16 protein-coding genes are annotated in these 15,531 nt (G+C 63.3%); 15 read left to right on the forward strand and 1 reads right to left on the reverse strand.

What is annotated here, in order from left to right; all coding sequences use genetic code 11:
• The first annotated feature begins 2 nt into the window (after positions 1-2).
• The 15 genes from rsmH (at position 3) to U1E20_RS02045 (ending at position 14,641) form a co-directional block, all read left to right on the forward strand.
• The gene (gene rsmH, locus U1E20_RS01975) at positions 3-1,013 is read left to right on the forward strand and encodes a 16S rRNA (cytosine(1402)-N(4))-methyltransferase RsmH (protein ID WP_409978904.1); all 1,011 of its coding nucleotides are present in this window, start codon (positions 3-5) and stop codon (positions 1,011-1,013) included.
• Positions 1,013-1,420: a hypothetical protein gene (locus U1E20_RS01980; protein ID WP_409978905.1), complete on the forward strand. Its 408-nt coding sequence runs from the start codon at positions 1,013-1,015 to the stop codon at positions 1,418-1,420. The genes rsmH and U1E20_RS01980 overlap by 1 nt, the downstream gene beginning before the upstream one ends.
• Entirely contained in the window at positions 1,417-3,192 is a 1,776-nt protein-coding gene (locus U1E20_RS01985) for a peptidoglycan D,D-transpeptidase FtsI family protein (RefSeq protein ID WP_409978906.1), read from the forward strand. The genes U1E20_RS01980 and U1E20_RS01985 overlap by 4 nt, the downstream gene beginning before the upstream one ends.
• The gene (locus tag U1E20_RS01990) at positions 3,192-4,640 is read left to right on the forward strand and encodes a UDP-N-acetylmuramoyl-L-alanyl-D-glutamate--2,6-diaminopimelate ligase (protein WP_409978907.1); all 1,449 of its coding nucleotides are present in this window, start codon (positions 3,192-3,194) and stop codon (positions 4,638-4,640) included. The genes U1E20_RS01985 and U1E20_RS01990 overlap by 1 nt, the downstream gene beginning before the upstream one ends.
• Positions 4,640-6,058 carry a UDP-N-acetylmuramoylalanyl-D-glutamyl-2,6-diaminopimelate--D-alanyl-D-alanine ligase gene (locus tag U1E20_RS01995; RefSeq protein ID WP_409978908.1) on the forward strand — a complete coding sequence of 473 codons (1,419 nt, stop codon included), beginning with the start codon at positions 4,640-4,642 and terminating at the stop codon, positions 6,056-6,058. The genes U1E20_RS01990 and U1E20_RS01995 overlap by 1 nt, the downstream gene beginning before the upstream one ends.
• 9 nt (positions 6,059-6,067) lie before the next feature.
• The gene (mraY, locus tag U1E20_RS02000) at positions 6,068-7,150 is read left to right on the forward strand and encodes a phospho-N-acetylmuramoyl-pentapeptide-transferase (RefSeq protein ID WP_409978909.1); all 1,083 of its coding nucleotides are present in this window, start codon (positions 6,068-6,070) and stop codon (positions 7,148-7,150) included.
• Between the two features lie 2 nt (positions 7,151-7,152).
• Positions 7,153-8,580: a UDP-N-acetylmuramoyl-L-alanine--D-glutamate ligase gene (gene murD, locus U1E20_RS02005; protein WP_409978910.1), complete on the forward strand. Its 1,428-nt coding sequence runs from the start codon at positions 7,153-7,155 to the stop codon at positions 8,578-8,580.
• On the forward strand, positions 8,577-9,731 hold the full coding sequence (locus U1E20_RS02010) for an FtsW/RodA/SpoVE family cell cycle protein (RefSeq protein WP_409978911.1): 1,155 nt from the start codon (positions 8,577-8,579) through the stop codon (positions 9,729-9,731). The genes murD and U1E20_RS02010 overlap by 4 nt, the downstream gene beginning before the upstream one ends.
• Positions 9,732-9,744: 13 nt before the next feature.
• Complete coding sequence (murG, locus tag U1E20_RS02015; protein WP_409978912.1) at positions 9,745-10,854, forward strand: undecaprenyldiphospho-muramoylpentapeptide beta-N-acetylglucosaminyltransferase; 1,110 nt, start codon at positions 9,745-9,747, stop codon at positions 10,852-10,854.
• A 2-nt stretch (positions 10,855-10,856) separates the two neighbouring features.
• Complete coding sequence (murC, locus tag U1E20_RS02020; protein ID WP_409978913.1) at positions 10,857-12,269, forward strand: UDP-N-acetylmuramate--L-alanine ligase; 1,413 nt, start codon at positions 10,857-10,859, stop codon at positions 12,267-12,269.
• 66 nt (positions 12,270-12,335) lie between these two features.
• The gene (locus U1E20_RS02025; RefSeq protein WP_409978914.1) at positions 12,336-12,656 is read left to right on the forward strand and encodes a nucleotidyltransferase domain-containing protein; all 321 of its coding nucleotides are present in this window, start codon (positions 12,336-12,338) and stop codon (positions 12,654-12,656) included.
• Complete coding sequence (locus U1E20_RS02030; RefSeq protein WP_409978915.1) at positions 12,653-13,048, forward strand: HEPN domain-containing protein; 396 nt, start codon at positions 12,653-12,655, stop codon at positions 13,046-13,048. Before U1E20_RS02025 ends, U1E20_RS02030 begins: the two co-directional genes overlap by 4 nt.
• Before the next feature lie 16 nt (positions 13,049-13,064).
• A complete protein-coding gene (locus tag U1E20_RS02035; RefSeq protein WP_409979625.1) occupies positions 13,065-13,229 on the forward strand; it encodes a PIN domain-containing protein in 165 nt (54 codons plus the stop codon).
• Positions 13,230-13,929: 700 nt separating this feature from the next.
• Entirely contained in the window at positions 13,930-14,211 is a 282-nt protein-coding gene (locus U1E20_RS02040; RefSeq protein ID WP_409978916.1) for a ribbon-helix-helix protein, CopG family, read from the forward strand.
• On the forward strand, positions 14,204-14,641 hold the full coding sequence (locus U1E20_RS02045) for a type II toxin-antitoxin system VapC family toxin (protein WP_409978917.1): 438 nt from the start codon (positions 14,204-14,206) through the stop codon (positions 14,639-14,641). Before U1E20_RS02040 ends, U1E20_RS02045 begins: the two co-directional genes overlap by 8 nt.
• A gap of 54 nt (positions 14,642-14,695) precedes the next feature.
• On the opposite strand, the gene U1E20_RS02050 is transcribed toward U1E20_RS02045, so the two are convergent.
• Positions 14,696-15,529, reverse strand: coding sequence for a class I SAM-dependent methyltransferase (locus U1E20_RS02050; RefSeq protein WP_409978918.1), 834 nt, complete (start codon positions 15,527-15,529; stop codon positions 14,696-14,698).
• Positions 15,530-15,531: the final 2 nt, after the last annotated feature.

Genomic DNA, 15,531 nt, shown 5'->3' on the forward strand with positions numbered 1-15,531 from the left:
ACATGGCGATGACGTCCGCCGGGACGCATATTCCGGTGCTGCGCGACGAGGCGCTCGCCGCTCTCCACCTGCGTCGCAGCGGGCGCTATGTCGACGCCACCTTCGGCGGCGGCGGTTATGCGCGCGCCATTCTCGCAGAGCCGGAAACGCGCGTGCTCGCCTTCGATCGCGATCCGACGGCGGTGAAAGCCGGCGAGGCGCTCGTCGACGAGATGGGCGGACGGCTCACGCTTGTCGAGGCGCGCTTTTCTGAGCTCGAAGACATCGCGCGCGCGCAAGGCTTCGCGCCGGTCGACGGAATTGTCTTCGACATCGGCGTCTCGTCGCTGCAGTTCGACGAAGCTGAGCGCGGCTTTTCCTTTCGCGCCGAGGGGCCGCTCGATATGCGCATGGGCGGGCAGGGCCGCAGCGCCGCCGACATCGTCAACGCGGCGGATGAAGAGACGCTCGCCGATATTCTCTATTTCTTCGGCGAGGAGCGCGCCGCGCGGCGCATCGCCCGCGCCATCGTCCATGACCGCAACATCGCGCCGTTCGAAACGACGAAAGCGCTCGCCGGACTGATCGAGCGCGTCGCGCCCAATCGTCCGGGGGACATTCATCCGGCGACAAAGAGCTTCCAGGCGCTGCGCATCGCGGTCAATGAAGAACTCGAAGAATTGCTGAACGGGCTTATCGGCGCCGAACGATTGCTTGGCGAAGGCGGAAGGCTTGCCGTCGTGACCTTTCATTCGCTCGAAGACCGCATCGTCAAGCAGTTTCTCGCCGAACGCTGCGGGCGCGGCGAAACCGGTTCGCGACGCCTTCCCGGCGAGCCCACGCCGCCGGCGCCGAGTTTCGTCTGCGCGGGCCGCCAGCCCGTCACGCCGACATCCGCCGAGACGGCGGCCAATCCGCGCGCGCGTTCGGCCAAGCTGCGCTACGCGACGCGCACGGCGGCGCCGGCGCATCCGCTCGACGCGCGGCTCGCGCGGCTTTCGCGCCTGCCCGATCGCGACAAGGGAAAAGCCTGATGCTGCGTTTCCTCAACATCGTTGCGATCCTCGTTCTGGTCGGCTCAGCGGTCTACGCCTATTCGATCAAATATCAGACGAGCTATCGCGCCGAGCAGATCACGAAAACCAAGATCGAGATCAGGCAGGAGCGCGACGCGATCGCGGTGCTGCGCGCCGAATGGGCCTATATGACCCGGCCCGAGCGCATCCAGCAGCTTGCTGACTCCTATCTCTCAGGGATGAAACAGGTCGACGCGACCCAGATCGTTACCGCGCAATCGCTTCCCGAAAGATCGCCGCGCGTCGACTCGATCGGCCAGAAGCTCGACTCGCTCGGATTGAGCATGCCGGCGACGCCGCCTGTTTCGGGCGGCGCTTCGACAACGACGCCTAAAGCGCAAGGACAAGAGCGACGCAAGCCATGACGCGCACTGAGCTCGATACTCCGCCAACCCCTTCGCGCGCCCAGAGAATGCGGGCGCTGCTGCGCGCCATGTTTTCGACGAGCCTCGATTTGAGCGCGTCGCGGATGCGGCTCGCCGCCTTGGGTTTTCTCGCGCTCTATGGCGTGATCGCGATCAAGCTCGTCTATCTCGGCTTCAAGCCGGAAGCGGCGACGACGCGCCGCGCCGCGGCTGAGGCCGTCGCGGCGTCGCGTCCCGACCTTCTCGATCGCAATGGCGAGGTGCTCGCCAGCGACGTGAAGGTGATGTCGGTCTTCGCCGAGCCGCGCCGCATCATCGACAAGGATGAAGCGACCGAATTGTTGACCGCCGCGCTGCCCGGTCTCGATTCGCGTGAACTGCGCGAACGGCTCGGATCGAGAAAAGGCTTCGTCTGGGTGAAGCGCGAAGTGACGCCGCATCAGCGCGACGAGGTTTTCCATCTCGGCCTGCCGGGAGTCGGATTGATCGCCGAAAATAAGCGCGTCTATCCCAACGGGCCGATCGGCGCGCATGTGCTCGGCTTCGCCAATGTCGATAACCAGGGCATCGCCGGCATCGAAAAATACATCGACGGACAGGGGCTGGCCGATCTGCACGGCGCCGGCTTCGGCGCGACGCCAGAGGAACTGAAGCCGATTTCGCTGTCGCTCGACATACGCGCGACGCATGCGCTGCGCGACGAACTCGAGAAGGGCGTCGCGCATTTCAAGGCCAAGGCCGGCGCCGCGGCGATCATGGACGTCAACACCGGCGAAGTGATCGCGCTGGCGTCGCTGCCCGACTATGATCCGAACAAGCCGACGGACGCGCTCGATCCCATCCACATCAACCGCATGAACGTCGGCGTCTATGAGATGGGCTCGACCTTCAAGGCGCTGACCATCGCGATGGCGCTCGACTCCGGCAAGGTCAATCTCAATTCAAGACTCGACGCACGCGGCGTGCTGTCGTTCGGCCGTTTTAAAATCCATGATTATCACGCGCAGAATCGCGCGCTCACCGTGCCGGAGGTCTTTACCTATTCCTCCAATGTCGGCACCGCGCGCATGGCGATGGGTCAGGGCGTCGAGCGGCATAAGGCGTTTCTGCGCAAGATGGGCCAGCTGACCCGCATGCGCACCGAACTGCCGGAGAGCGCCGAACCGATCGTGCCGAAAAACTGGGGCGAATTGAACACCATGACCATCGCCTTCGGCCATGGCCTCGCGGTCGCGCCGCTTCAGGCGATGATGGCGGTCGGCGCGCTGATGAACGGCGGCGATCTGATTACGCCGACCTTTATCAAGCGCAGCGAGGCGGAAGCCAGGGCGGGCGCCGCACGCGTGGTGAAGCCCGAGACCAGCGAGGCGATGCGCTATCTGATGCGCCTCAACGCCGAAATCGGCACGGCGCGAAAAGTAAACATCGCCGGCTATTACGTCGGCGGCAAGACCGGCACGGCGGAAAAGGTCATCGGCGGTCACTATTCGAAGAACCGGCTGTTTACCACCTTCATGGCCGTCGCCCCCTCGGACAAGCCGAAATATCTGTTTCTCACCATCATGGACGAGCCGCAGGGATTGCCGGAGACCGGCGGCTATGCGACGGCCGCCTATAACGCCGGGCATGTGACGGGCGAGATCATCGAGCGAGTCGGTCCGATCCTCGGACTCGCCCCGCGTTTCGAGCCGCCGCACCAGCCTTTCCCCCTCCTCGCCAAATTGGGTTATGGCTACGCCAATGTTCCCGCCCGCGGCGGGGGAGGGCATTGATGCTGCTGTCGGAACTGCTCGCGACGCCTGATCTTGAGCCCGCCTTGCGCGGGCTCAAGATCGCCGGCCTGACCGCCGACAGTCGACTGGTCCGGGACGGTTTTGCGTTCTTCGCCATAGCCGGCCATGCCGGCGACGGCATGTCCTATGTCAAGGACGCCGCCGCGCGCGGCGCGACCGTCGTCGTCGCCCAGCGCGCCGGCGAATGTTCGCTGCCGCTCATCGTCGTCGACGACGTTCGGCGCGCGTTGGCGCTTGCCGCGGCGCGATTCTATCCGCGTCAGCCGGCGACGATTGCCGCCGTGACCGGCACGAGCGGCAAGACCTCGGTCGTCGCCTTCTTGCGTCAAATCTGGGCCGCGCTTGGACATGAGGCGGCCTCGCTCGGCACTGTCGGAATCGTCGATTCGCGCGGCGCGCATTATGGCGCGCTGACGACCCCCGGTCCTGTCGAACTGCATCAGACGCTGGACGATCTTGCGGGGCGCGGGGTGACGCATCTGGCGATGGAGGCGTCGTCGCTCGGCATCGATCAGCGTCGCCTCGACGGCATGCGCGTCGATGTCGCCGGCTTCACCAATTTTTCGCGCGATCATCTCGATCATCACGCCGACATGGACGACTATTTCGCGGCGAAGATGCGGCTCTTCGATACGCTGATGCGTCCCGGCCAGACCGCGGTGATCGACGCCGACAGCGATGTCGCGCCACGCGTGATCGAGACCTGCAGCGAGCGCGGCCTCAAGATTTTCAGCGTCGGTTTGAAGGGGGAAGCGATCAAATTGCTGTCGGCGACGCCCTCCGCTCTCGCAACGACGTTGCGACTTCGCCATGATGGCGCCAACTATGACGTGAATCTTCCGCTCGCCGGCGCCTTTCAGGTCTCGAACGCGCTTGTCGCCGCCGGCCTTGCGATCGCGAGCGGCGACGACCCGCACCGGGTCTTCGCGGCGCTCGATGCGCTCAAGGGCGCGCCGGGGCGTCTCGAACTTGTCGGCCAGCGCGAGGGCGCGCCGATCTTCGTCGACTATGCCCATAAGCCGGATGCGCTGGAGAAAGTGCTCGCCACCTTGCGGCCGCTGACAAAAAATCGCCTGATTGTCGTCTTCGGTTGCGGCGGCGACCGCGACCGCGGCAAACGCCCGCTGATGGGCGAAATCGTCGCCCGTGGGGCCGATGTCGCCATCGTCACCGACGACAATCCGCGCAGCGAGGACGCGGCCGCCATTCGCGCCGAAATTCTGGAAGGAACCCGTGGCGGCGCGGCGCAAATCATCGAGATCGGCGACCGGCGCGCGGCGATTGCCAGCGCCGTCGCCGAACTTCAAACAGGCGACGCGCTGGTCGTGGCGGGAAAAGGTCACGAGACCGGGCAGATCGTCGGCGGGCGCGTTCTGCCCTTCTCCGATCATGAGGCGATCGCGCGGGCGTTGAAGGAGCATCATTGATGACCGGAAAGCCGCTATGGTCAGGATTGGCGCTGGTCGGCGCGCTGCGGGCCCGCGCCAGCGGCGGCCTCGCGCGCGAAGCCACGGGCGTTTCCATCGACACGCGCACGCTTCAGCCGGGAGACCTGTTCATCGCCATCAAGGGCGAAACGCGCGACGGCCATGACTTCGTGCAAGCGGCGTTCGAAAAGGGCGCGGCGGCGGCCGTGGTGGACGAAGCGCATGCGGCCGAGCTTTCCGGCGCGGGGCCGCTGTTCGTCGTCAGGAACGTGCAACAGTCGCTCGAATCTCTCGGTCAGCGCGCGCGCGAACGGACCGACGCTTTCATCGCCGCGATCACCGGTTCGGTTGGCAAGACGTCGACGAAGGACATGACCCGGCTGATGCTGTCGCGCTTCGGCGACACGCATGCGTCGACGGCGTCTTACAACAATCATTGGGGCGTGCCGTTGACGCTCGCGCGCATGCCGGCGGAGTCGAATTTCGGCGTGTTCGAACTCGGCATGAATCACGCGGGCGAAATCGCTGCGCTCGTCGCTCAGGTTCGGCCCCATGTCGCCGTCGTCACCCGCATCGCGCCGGTCCATCTCGAATATTTCAGATCGATCGAAAACATCGCGGACGCCAAAGCCGAAATCTTCTCGGCGCTCGACGGCGGCGTCGCGATCATCAACCGCGACGATGGTTTTTTCGAGCGTCTCGCCGCGGCGGCCGCGCCGACCGCCAGCCATGTGTTCGGCTTTGGCGAGTCGGAAGGCGCCGATGCGCGGCTCCTCTCTTACGAGCAGGCCGGCGACGGCGCGCTCATCGAGGCGGATATCCTCGAGCGGCGAATGCGTTTTCGCATTGGCGCGCCGGGCAGGCATGTCGCTGTCAACGCGCTCGCGGCGCTTCTGATCGGTGCCGTCTTCGACGTCGATCTGGAGGAAGCGGCGGCGGCCTTCGCCGATTTCACACCGCCGTCCGGTCGGGGCCGGCGCGAAAAAATAACGACGCCTGACGGCGCGTTTACGCTCATCGACGAAAGCTACAACGCCAATCCGACTTCGATGCGCGCGGCGCTCGACCTGCTTGGCGGCGCGGCGACAGGGCCCGGCGGCCGGCGAATTGCGGTCTTGGGCGACATGCTGGAACTTGGGCCTCAGGCTGGCGAACTGCATGCCGCGCTCGCCCAGGACCTTATCGATGCGGGGGTTGATCTGCTATTCACCTCCGGCCCGTTGATGTCGCGATTAAGTTACGCCGCGCCTGATGAGATGCGCGCCGCGCATCGGGCGACGCCGCTGGAACTGGAAGAGGCGGTTCTCTCCGCCGTTCGGCCCGGCGACGTTGTGATGGTGAAAGGCTCCAATGGTTCGCGGATGTCGCGGATCGTCTCGGCCTTGAAAACCGCGTTCGCCGATGAAATGGCGAACTAAGGAGAGACGATGCTGACGCTGCTTGCGGACCTGTCCTATTTATACAGTCCGCTAAACATCTTCCGCTACATCACTTTTCGCGCCGCCATGGGGGCGGCGACGGCGCTGTTCTTCGTGTTCTTCTTTGGACCGGGCGTTATCGCCGCGCTGCGCATCAAGCAGGGCAAGGGGCAGCCGATCCGCGAGGACGGGCCGGCCTCGCATCTCGTGACCAAAAAAGGCACGCCGACGATGGGCGGCCTGATGATTCTGTCGGGACTGGTCGCGGCGACCTTGCTCTGGGCGAATTTGCGCAATGCCTATGTCTGGATCGTGCTTTTCGTCACCGTCGGCTTCGGCCTCATCGGCTTTTACGACGACTATCTGAAGGTGACCAAACAGTCGCATGCCGGCTTCGCTGGCAAGGTGCGACTGGCGCTCGAATTCCTGATCGCTGGCCTCGCCTGCTACGCGCTGATGCATAGCGGCGGAGAGAATATGACGAAGCTCGCCATTCCCATGGTGAAGGGCTATGTCGCGACGCTCGGGCCCTATTTCATCCTGTTTGGCGCATTCGTCATCGTCTCGGCGGGCAATTGCGTCAATCTCACCGACGGACTCGACGGGCTCGCCATCGTGCCGTCGATGATCGCCGCCGGCGCCTTCGCGATCTTCGCCTATCTCGTCGGCAATTCGATCTTTTCGAACTATCTCGGCGTCAATTACGTGGCGGGCGTCGGCGAATTGACCATCGTCTGTTCGGCGTTCATCGGCGCGGGACTGGGCTTCTTGTGGTTCAACGCGCCGCCTGCGCAAATCTTCATGGGCGACACCGGTTCGCTGGCGCTCGGCGGCCTCGTCGGCTCGGTGGCGGTGGCGGTGAAGCAGGAGTTCGTCCTCGTCATCGTCGGCGGCCTTTTCGTTCTGGAAGGCGCATCGGTGATCATCCAGGTCGTGTATTTCAAGCTCACCAAGAAGCGCATTTTCCTGATGGCGCCCATTCATCATCACTTCGAGCAGAAGGGCTGGAAAGAGCCGCAGATCGTCATCCGCTTCTGGATCATCGCCTTCGTGCTGGCCCTCATGGGCCTCGCGACGTTGAAGCTGAGGTGACGATGACGCCGGTCGACTCCTTCAAGGGCAAGCGCGTCGCGCTGTTTGGCCTCGGCGGTTCGGGCCTGTCCACCGCCCGCGCGCTGATCGCCGGCGGCGCGCGCGTCGCCGCCTGGGACGATGGCGAGTCAGGCCGGCTCAAAGCAGTCGCGCAAGGCGTCGCGCTCGAAGATCTCGCGGTCGCGGATTGGCGCGAGTTCGATGCGCTCATCCTCTCTCCCGGCGTGCCGTTGACTCATCCTGAGCCGCACTGGGTCGTGCAGGCGGCGAAAGCCGCCGGCGTCGAAATCATTGGCGATGTCGAACTCTTCTGCCGCGAACGCGAGGCGCGCGCCGGCGGATCGCCCTTCATCGCCATCACCGGCACCAACGGCAAATCGACGACGACGGCGCTGATCGCCCATATCCTGCGCGAAGCCGACCGCGACGTGCAGCTCGGCGGCAATATCGGCGTACCGATTCTCGATCTCGAACCGCCGTCCGACGAGCGCATTCACGTTATCGAATGTTCGTCGTTCCAGATCGATCTCGCGCCCTCGCTGGCGCCGACCATTGGCGTGCTGATCAATATTACGCCCGACCATATCGATCGCCACGGCACGATCGAAAATTACGCCGCGATCAAGGAGCGGCTGGTCGCTGCGGCGGAAGTGGCTCTGGTCGGAGTCGACGATTCCTATTGCCATGCGATCGGCGCGCGTCTCGCCGAAGCCGCGTCGCCAGAGAAGCGCGTCGTGCCGGTGTCGGCGAAACGCGCGCTCGATTGGGGCTTCTACGTCGAGGATCGCAGCGTCTATTTCCGCGAAGAAGGGCATCCGCCCGACGAGGCCGAACTCATCGGCTCGCTCGAAGGCGCGCGCGCGCTTCGCGGCGCGCATAATGCGCAAAACGCCGCCTTCGCCGCCGCCGCCGCTTGGGAGTGCGGCCTCGACGACGACGAAATCGCGCGCGGCCTGCTGAGCTTCCCCGGACTTCCGCATCGCATGGAGGAAGTCGGACGCATCGAGCGCGCGCTCTTTATCAACGACTCGAAGGCGACCAACGCCGACGCGGCCGAAAAGGCGCTGACGAGCTTTGCCGACATCTACTGGATACTCGGCGGCCGATCGAAAGAGGGCGGCGTCGAGGCGCTGCGCCAGCATTTCTCGCGCATCCGCAAAGCCTATCTCATCGGCGAGGCGACCGACGATTTCGCGCGCACCTTGGACGGCGCGCTGCCTTTCGAACGCTGCGGAACGCTCGATATCGCGACGACTCGCGCCGCGCTCGACGCGCTTGCCGAAGGCGCGCCGGCGCCGGTCGTGCTGCTGTCGCCGGCCTGCGCCTCCTATGACCAATTCGCCAATTTCGAGGCGCGGGGCGACGCCTTTCGCGGCCTCGTCGAGGGCCTTCCCGCCGTCATCGCGGCGCGAAAAGGAGAAGCGACATGATCTCGCGCGCGCAACGAACGCCATTCTCCGACTGGGCGTGGACGGTGGATCGCTGGCTGCTCGCCAGCGTTGCTTTGCTGATCGTCGCCGGACTGGTCTTCGCCATGGCCGGCAGCCCGCCGGTCGCCGAGCGGCTGCATCTCGCGACTTTCCACTTCGTCAACAAGCAGGCGATCTATCTCGTGCCGGCGCTCGCCGTGATGATCGCCACGTCATTTCTTTCGCCGCGCCATGTGCGCCGGCTGGCGCTCGTCATTTTCATCGTCTCGCTCGCGCTCGTCTTCGCCACGATCCTCTACGGCCAGGAAGTGAAGGGCGCGAAGCGATGGATATTGGGCATTCAACCTTCGGAATTTTTGAAGCCCGCCTTTGTCGTCCTCGTCGCCTGGGCATTCTCGGAAGGGGCGCGGCGCAAGGACGTTCCTGGAAATCTGATTGCGCTTCTGCTGCTGCCGATCGCGATCGTGCCGCTGATGCTGCAGCCTGATTTTGGGCAAACGATGCTGATTTCGATCGTCTGGGCGGCGCTGTTCTTCATGGCCGGCTTGCATTGGATATGGGTGGTCGGATTGGGCGGCCTTGGCGGCGTTTCGGCGCTGCTCGCCTATAAATTCGTGCCGCATGTCCATCAGCGCATCGAGACCTTTCTGGAGCCGCCGCCGCCGGTTGCCGGCGTGCCCGCCAATTTTCAGTCCGAGACCGCGCTCGAAAGCTTCATTGCCGGATCATGGTTCGGCAGAGGTCCTGGCGAAGGGGTGATCAAGCGCATCCTGCCCGACTCGCACACCGATTTCATCTTCGCGGTCATCGGCGAGGAATTTGGCGTTCTCGTCTGCATCGCGCTCGCCGCGGTCTTCGCCTTTGTGGTGGTGCGGGGGCTGTTCTCCGCGGCCCGTAACAGCGATCCTTTCTGCCGTTTCGCGACGGCCGGTCTGGTGATGCTGTTTGGTCTGCAGAGCTGCATCAACATGGCGGTGAACGTCCATCTCATGCCTGCCAAGGGCATGACGCTGCCCTTCGTCTCCTACGGCGGCTCGTCGCTGATTTCGCTGTCGCTTGGCATGGGCTTTCTCCTCGCCGTCACCCGCAAGCGGCCGCGCGCCAGGGTGATGAGCGAACTCGCCGCGACCGGCGCGCCGGCGGCGGCGTGATAAAAGTCTCGGCATGATCGATTCGCCGATTCTCCTCGCCGCCGGCGGCACCGGCGGCCATCTCTTTCCGGCCGAGGCGCTTGCCCATGCGCTTGCCGCGCGCGGCCTGCCGGTCGAGCTTGTCACCGACGATCGCGCGCTGCGCTATGGCGCAAGTTTTCCGGCGCGCGCCATGCATGTGATTCGCGCCGCCACGCCGCGCGGCGGCTCTCTCTTCGCCAAGGCGCAGGCGGTGGCGCGTCTCGCCATCGGCACGGCGCAGGCGGTCGCGCTCTTGCGACAGTTGAAGCCGGCCGTGGTGATCGGATTCGGCGGCTATCCCACCGTGCCGCCCCTGCTGGCGGCCTCCTATCTCGGCATGCCGAGCGCCCTGCATGAAGCGAATGGCGTGATGGGCAAGGCCAATCGCTTTCTCGCCGGCCGCGTCGATCGGATCGCCGCCGGCCTGCCCAATCTCGCGGTTCCGGCGGCGTTGCAGAGCAAGGTCGCGGTCACCGGCAATCCGGTGCGTCCCAATGTGCTGGCGGCGGCGGAGTTTCCCTATCCGACGTTCGACGACGGCATTTTCCGGCTGCTCGTCGCCGGGGGGTCGCAAGGCGCGCGCGTGATGGCGGATATCGTGCCGGAGGCGGTCGCGGCGCTCCCCGATGCGCTGCGGGCGAAAATCGCCGTCGTTCAACAGGCCCGCCCTGAAGATATCGCTCGCGTCGAGGCGATCTATGGCGGCGCAGGAGTCGGCGCCGAGATCGCGCCCTTTTTCGCCGATTTTCCCGCGCGAGTCGCCGCGGCGCATTACGTCATCGCCCGCGCCGGCGCCTCGACGGTCTCGGAGCTTGCGGTCATCGGGCGCCCGTCGATGCTGGTGCCGCTGCCGCATGCGCTCGACCAGGACCAGGCGGCGAACGCGGCTTTTCTCGAACAGGCGGGCGGCGCCGAAACCGTACGGCAGAGTGATTTCACGCCGGAATTTCTGAGCGGGCGCCTGTGCGATCTGATCAGTGCGCCAGAGCAACTCGCCGCGCGCGCAGAAGCTGCAAAGAGCGTCGGCGTCGCCGACGCCGCCGAACGGCTCGCCGATCTGATCATCGACGTGGCGCGCAGAGGCGCCGCGAAACGGAGCTAAGAATGAAACTGCCGAGAGAATTGGGTCCGATTCATTTCGTCGGCATCGGCGGCATTGGCATGTCGGGCATCGCCGAAGTGCTGCTCAATCTCGGCTATAAGGTGCAGGGATCGGACGCCGCGGAAAACGCCAATGTCAAGCGCCTCGCCGAAAAGGGCGCGACGGTCAGCATTGGACATGACGCGAAGAATCTCGGCGAAGCTGCCGTCGTCGTCGTCTCGACCGCAATCAAGCGCGATAATCCCGAGCTTGTCGCCGCGCGTGAAAAGCGCCTGCCGGTGGTGCGCCGCGCCGAAATGCTCGCCGAGCTGATGCGCCTCAAGCAATGCGTCGCCATCGCCGGCACGCATGGCAAGACCACGACGACCTCGCTCGTCGCGACGCTGCTCGACGCCGGCGGCCTCGATCCGACGGTAATCAACGGCGGCATCATCAACGCTTATGGCACGAACGCGCGATTGGGCGGCGGCGATTGGATGGTGGTCGAAGCCGACGAGAGCGACGGCACTTTTCTCAAACTGCCCGCCGACGTCGCGATCGTCACCAATATCGACCCCGAACATCTCGACCATTTCCATACCTTCGACGCGATCAAGGAAGCCTTCCGGCATTTCATTGAGAATCTGCCGTTCTACGGCTTCGCGGTGATGTGCCTCGATCACCCGACGGTGCAGGAGCTAGTCGGCCGCATCGAGGACCGCCGGGTGATCACCTATGGCGAAAATCCGCAGGCCGACGTGCGGCTGCTCGACGTCAATCTCGAAGGCGGCGTGTCGAAGTTCAACGTGCTGCTGCGCGATCGCAAGACATCGCAGGCGATCTATCTTGAAGATCTGGTCCTGCCGATGCCTGGCCATCACAATGCGCTGAACGCCACCGCAGCGATCGCGGTCGCCAATCAGCTCGGCCTGTCGCCGGAACAAATCCGCAAGGCGCTCGCCGGGTTCGGCGGCGTGAAGCGGCGCTTCACCAAGACCGGCGAATGGAACGGCGTGCAGATATTCGACGACTATGGCCATCATCCCGTCGAAATCGCCGCCGTGCTGCGCGCCGCGCGCGCCTCGACCAAGGGCAAGGTGGTGGCGCTGATGCAACCGCATCGCTATACGCGGCTGCAGTCGCTCTTCGATCAATTCGCGACCTGTTTCAACGACGCCGATGTGGTGATCATCGCCGATGTCTATCCGGCCGGCGAACAGCCGATCGCGGGCGTCGATCGGGATGCGCTGGTCTTGGCGATCAAGGCGCATGGCCACCGCCGCGCGATGGGGCTGCCCTCGCCGGAAGTGCTGCCGGCGATGATCCGCGAAATCGTCGCGCCCGGCGACTACGTCGTATGCCTTGGCGCCGGCAACATCACCCAATGGGCCTATGCGCTGCCGGAGCAATTGGCGGCGGGGCAGGGAGCGGGGTGAGGCGCCGCTCTTGTCCGGGGAGTGTAGCGAGCGCTTGAGCAAAATGATAGAAAATTGCCGATTGTGATGAAGGCCCACGATAATCCTGTGCTCCAGCGCTTCCGCGCCGGGTTGAATGAAGCCTTTGGCGACCGCGTTGCGCGCGTCGTGCTCTACGGCTCGCGTGCGCGAGGCGACGCGCGGCCCGACTCTGATTACGATGTGGCGGTTTTTCTGCGTGACATTCCTGACCGTATCGCGGAACTTTACCGGCTCGCGGACTTGAGCACCGCGATCCTGGAAGACACCGGCGAATGCATCCACGCCACGGCCTATGAAGCCAAAACCTATGACGATCCGAGGATGCCTTTGATGCACGAGATTCGCCGTGAAGGCGTCGATCTGTGAAGCCGCAAACCGGGGCTTATCTGGACAAGGCGAGAGAGCATCTCGATCACGCAGACAGAATGTTGTCGGTTGATCTCACCGAGGACGCCGGTCGCGCAGCCTATCTTGCTGGGTTTCACGCCGCTCAGGGGCTCATTTTCGAGATGGAGGGACGCGTTTCCAAAACGCATTCCGGAGTGCGGAGCGAGTTTCTGCGGCTCACAAAGGGGAATCCCGCAGTTAACGCTGAGCTGAAAGCCTTTCTTGGTCAGGCCTATCAGCTCAAGGCGATCGCAGATTATGAAACAGGGCCGGGTTCGCGCGTGCCCGTCGAGAAGGCGTGCGAGGCGATCCGGTCCGCGCGTCGCTTTGTAGATTGCGTGGCGGCGCTCGTCCTAACCACTGGCGCATGACAACGCTATCGACAGCATTCCTTTAGACGAATTGCAGGCCCGCGCCGCTTCCGAAGCGTTCAATCGCTATGGCAAGAGATTCGATTCCAATGCGAAACTCAAATTCTGCGATTGCGCCGCTTATGCACTTGCAAAAACCATCAACGCGCCGCTTTTGTTCAAAGGCGACGACTTCGCGTAAACCGACGTGACGCTCTGTCTTTGAAGTTGGGCGGTGTTATGATGCTCGCCGCGAGAAAGACAGCCGGGCTTGGGAGAGTTCCATAATGTCCTTTGTCCTGCAAATTCTGGAGTTTCCTTTATGGCCGACAGCGCGTCGTCAACTTCGCTGAATTTGTCCGTGGTTGTCCCGTGGTTGCTGACGCTCCTAACTTTCGTTGGCGGAATCTGGCAGTTTACGGCAACTCAACGGCAAGCAAACCGCCAGCCCTTTCTACAAAAGCAGCTTGAGTTATGTTTTCAGGCATCAGAAACCGCGTCACGCCTCGCGACAGAAACTGATCCCGCTGAATGAGAAAAAACGCGTCTCACATTTTGGCGTCTCTATTGGGGGCCTTTGAGCGTCGTGGAAGATCGAGCGGTTGAGGGCGCGATGGTGGCGCTCGGCCACCATGTTCCCAAGGAACCGGTCGTGTCCCCGAAGTTGCCGATGAAAGAACTTGGCGGGCCTTCCTATGAATTGGCGCATGCAATCCGTAATCTCGTGCTCTCAAGCTGGCAGATCGATTTGCCACCTTTGCAGAGGCAAAGATCGGATGCTCCCTGAGTCAGCTTTTCCCCACCAACGTGGATGTCTCTGTGAATGAATTTGCGTGGCATGATTTGACTTCCGCAGGATTGCGACTACATTTGACTACATCGTAGTCAAGCCTCTCCACGCCATGAAATCCGTCGCGCCAACGCCGACATCCGTTCGTCTTACCGACGAAACGCGCAAAATCCTCGACGAAGCGGCGCGGCGCACGCGCCGCTCGCGTTCTTATCTCGTCGAGGAAACGCTCAAGCAGTTTCTTCCGCGTATCGTGCAGAAGGAAACCCAGCCTTCGCCGCAAGAGCGCATTCGTCGCCTGAAGGAGCTGGAGGGCATAGGCGCGCGTCTGCTCGGACCAAGAACGGTCGAGGAGATCGACGCCAGCATCCGCGAAATTCGCGGCGATGACTGATCTTGCGTTGAACGGTGTTTCTCGCGCCTATTTCGATACGAACGCGATCATCTATTTCATCGAGGCCAATATCGAATTTCAGAGCAAAGTCGCCAGTCTTTGGTATGGGCTGATCGATCGGAATGCGAGCCTCGTCACCAGTGAAATCGGCGTCGCGGAGTGTTTTTTCGGGGCGTTCCGGCAACAAAAGCCGCTGGTGGAACAAGCGTACGAGCGACTTTTCTTTCACGACGAAGTCTTCGACATCCATCCGGTGAACCTGACGGCGTTGATCGAGGCAGGGCGCTTGGGCGCAGGTATGGGCCTGAAACTGCTGGACGCCGTGCATTTCCACGCGGCCGCGATGGCGAAGTGCGATATCTTCGTCACCAACGATCGCCGCTTTCGCTCGAGTCATGGCGTGCGCGTCGTTCAAATCGCCGAGCTGTGACGTAGCGTCGATCAAGCCGAAAGCTCATTGGCGCGACTTACCTGCCGCAGCGGTTCAAGCCCGATCCACGGCGTTTTCGACTGTGCAGAGGGAATAATAGCCATAAATCGGCGACGCTAGCGGGAGGTCCGGCCAGAAGCTTCGATGAAGGTCGGCGAGCGTGACGCGATCGATGACTGTCGCGCCGCATCCAGCGGCGAGTTCGGCAAGGTCGTCGATGCCGTACGTCCAGGGCGCGCCCATTGCCGCGAATCTTTCGACGACGCTGGTTATTTCAGCGTCGCCGGTTCGGTTCTCGATCACGTCATTAGCGAAAAAGTCGAAGGACACCGAGCAGCGCTTCGTCTCGCGCATCAGGTCGCTCAAAATGCGCCGCACGGCGCCATCGTCCAAATACATGGTGTTGCCTTCCCATATGACATGGGTGGGAAGGTCGAAATCCAAGCCATTTTGTCGTAGCAGCTCTAGCATGCCGTCCATGACATAATCGGCGCCGATATAGGTCGTGTTGGAATTGACGGCGTTTTCTTGCAGTCGCGCTCTCTTGAACGCCTGAGTTTCTGGCGCGTCGATTTCGAAATAGGCGACGTTCTCAACCGCGAAGCGTTGCGGCCTGGTGTCGAGGCCGGCGCCAAGAATGAGGATCTGCCGGGCGCCTTGCTCGATCTGGCGACGCAGCCGATCGTCGAAGTAGCGCGTCCTCAAGCGCACATTGTTTCTGATCGGCGGGAACGATTGCGAAATGCGTTCCGCGGCCCTTTTCGATTCCTCATTGAGAAACAGGCCGACAAAAGGATCATGGTAGAGCGGATCGTGTTCATTGTTTTCGTCATGGCGAAATTCGGCGACGACGAAAGCCGTGCCGGCGACTTTTTGGATTTCAGCCATAT

Origin of the sequence: Methylocystis sp. (assembly GCF_046349115.1) — a bacterium.
In the GTDB taxonomy this organism is placed as follows: domain Bacteria; phylum Pseudomonadota; class Alphaproteobacteria; order Rhizobiales; family Beijerinckiaceae; genus Methylocystis.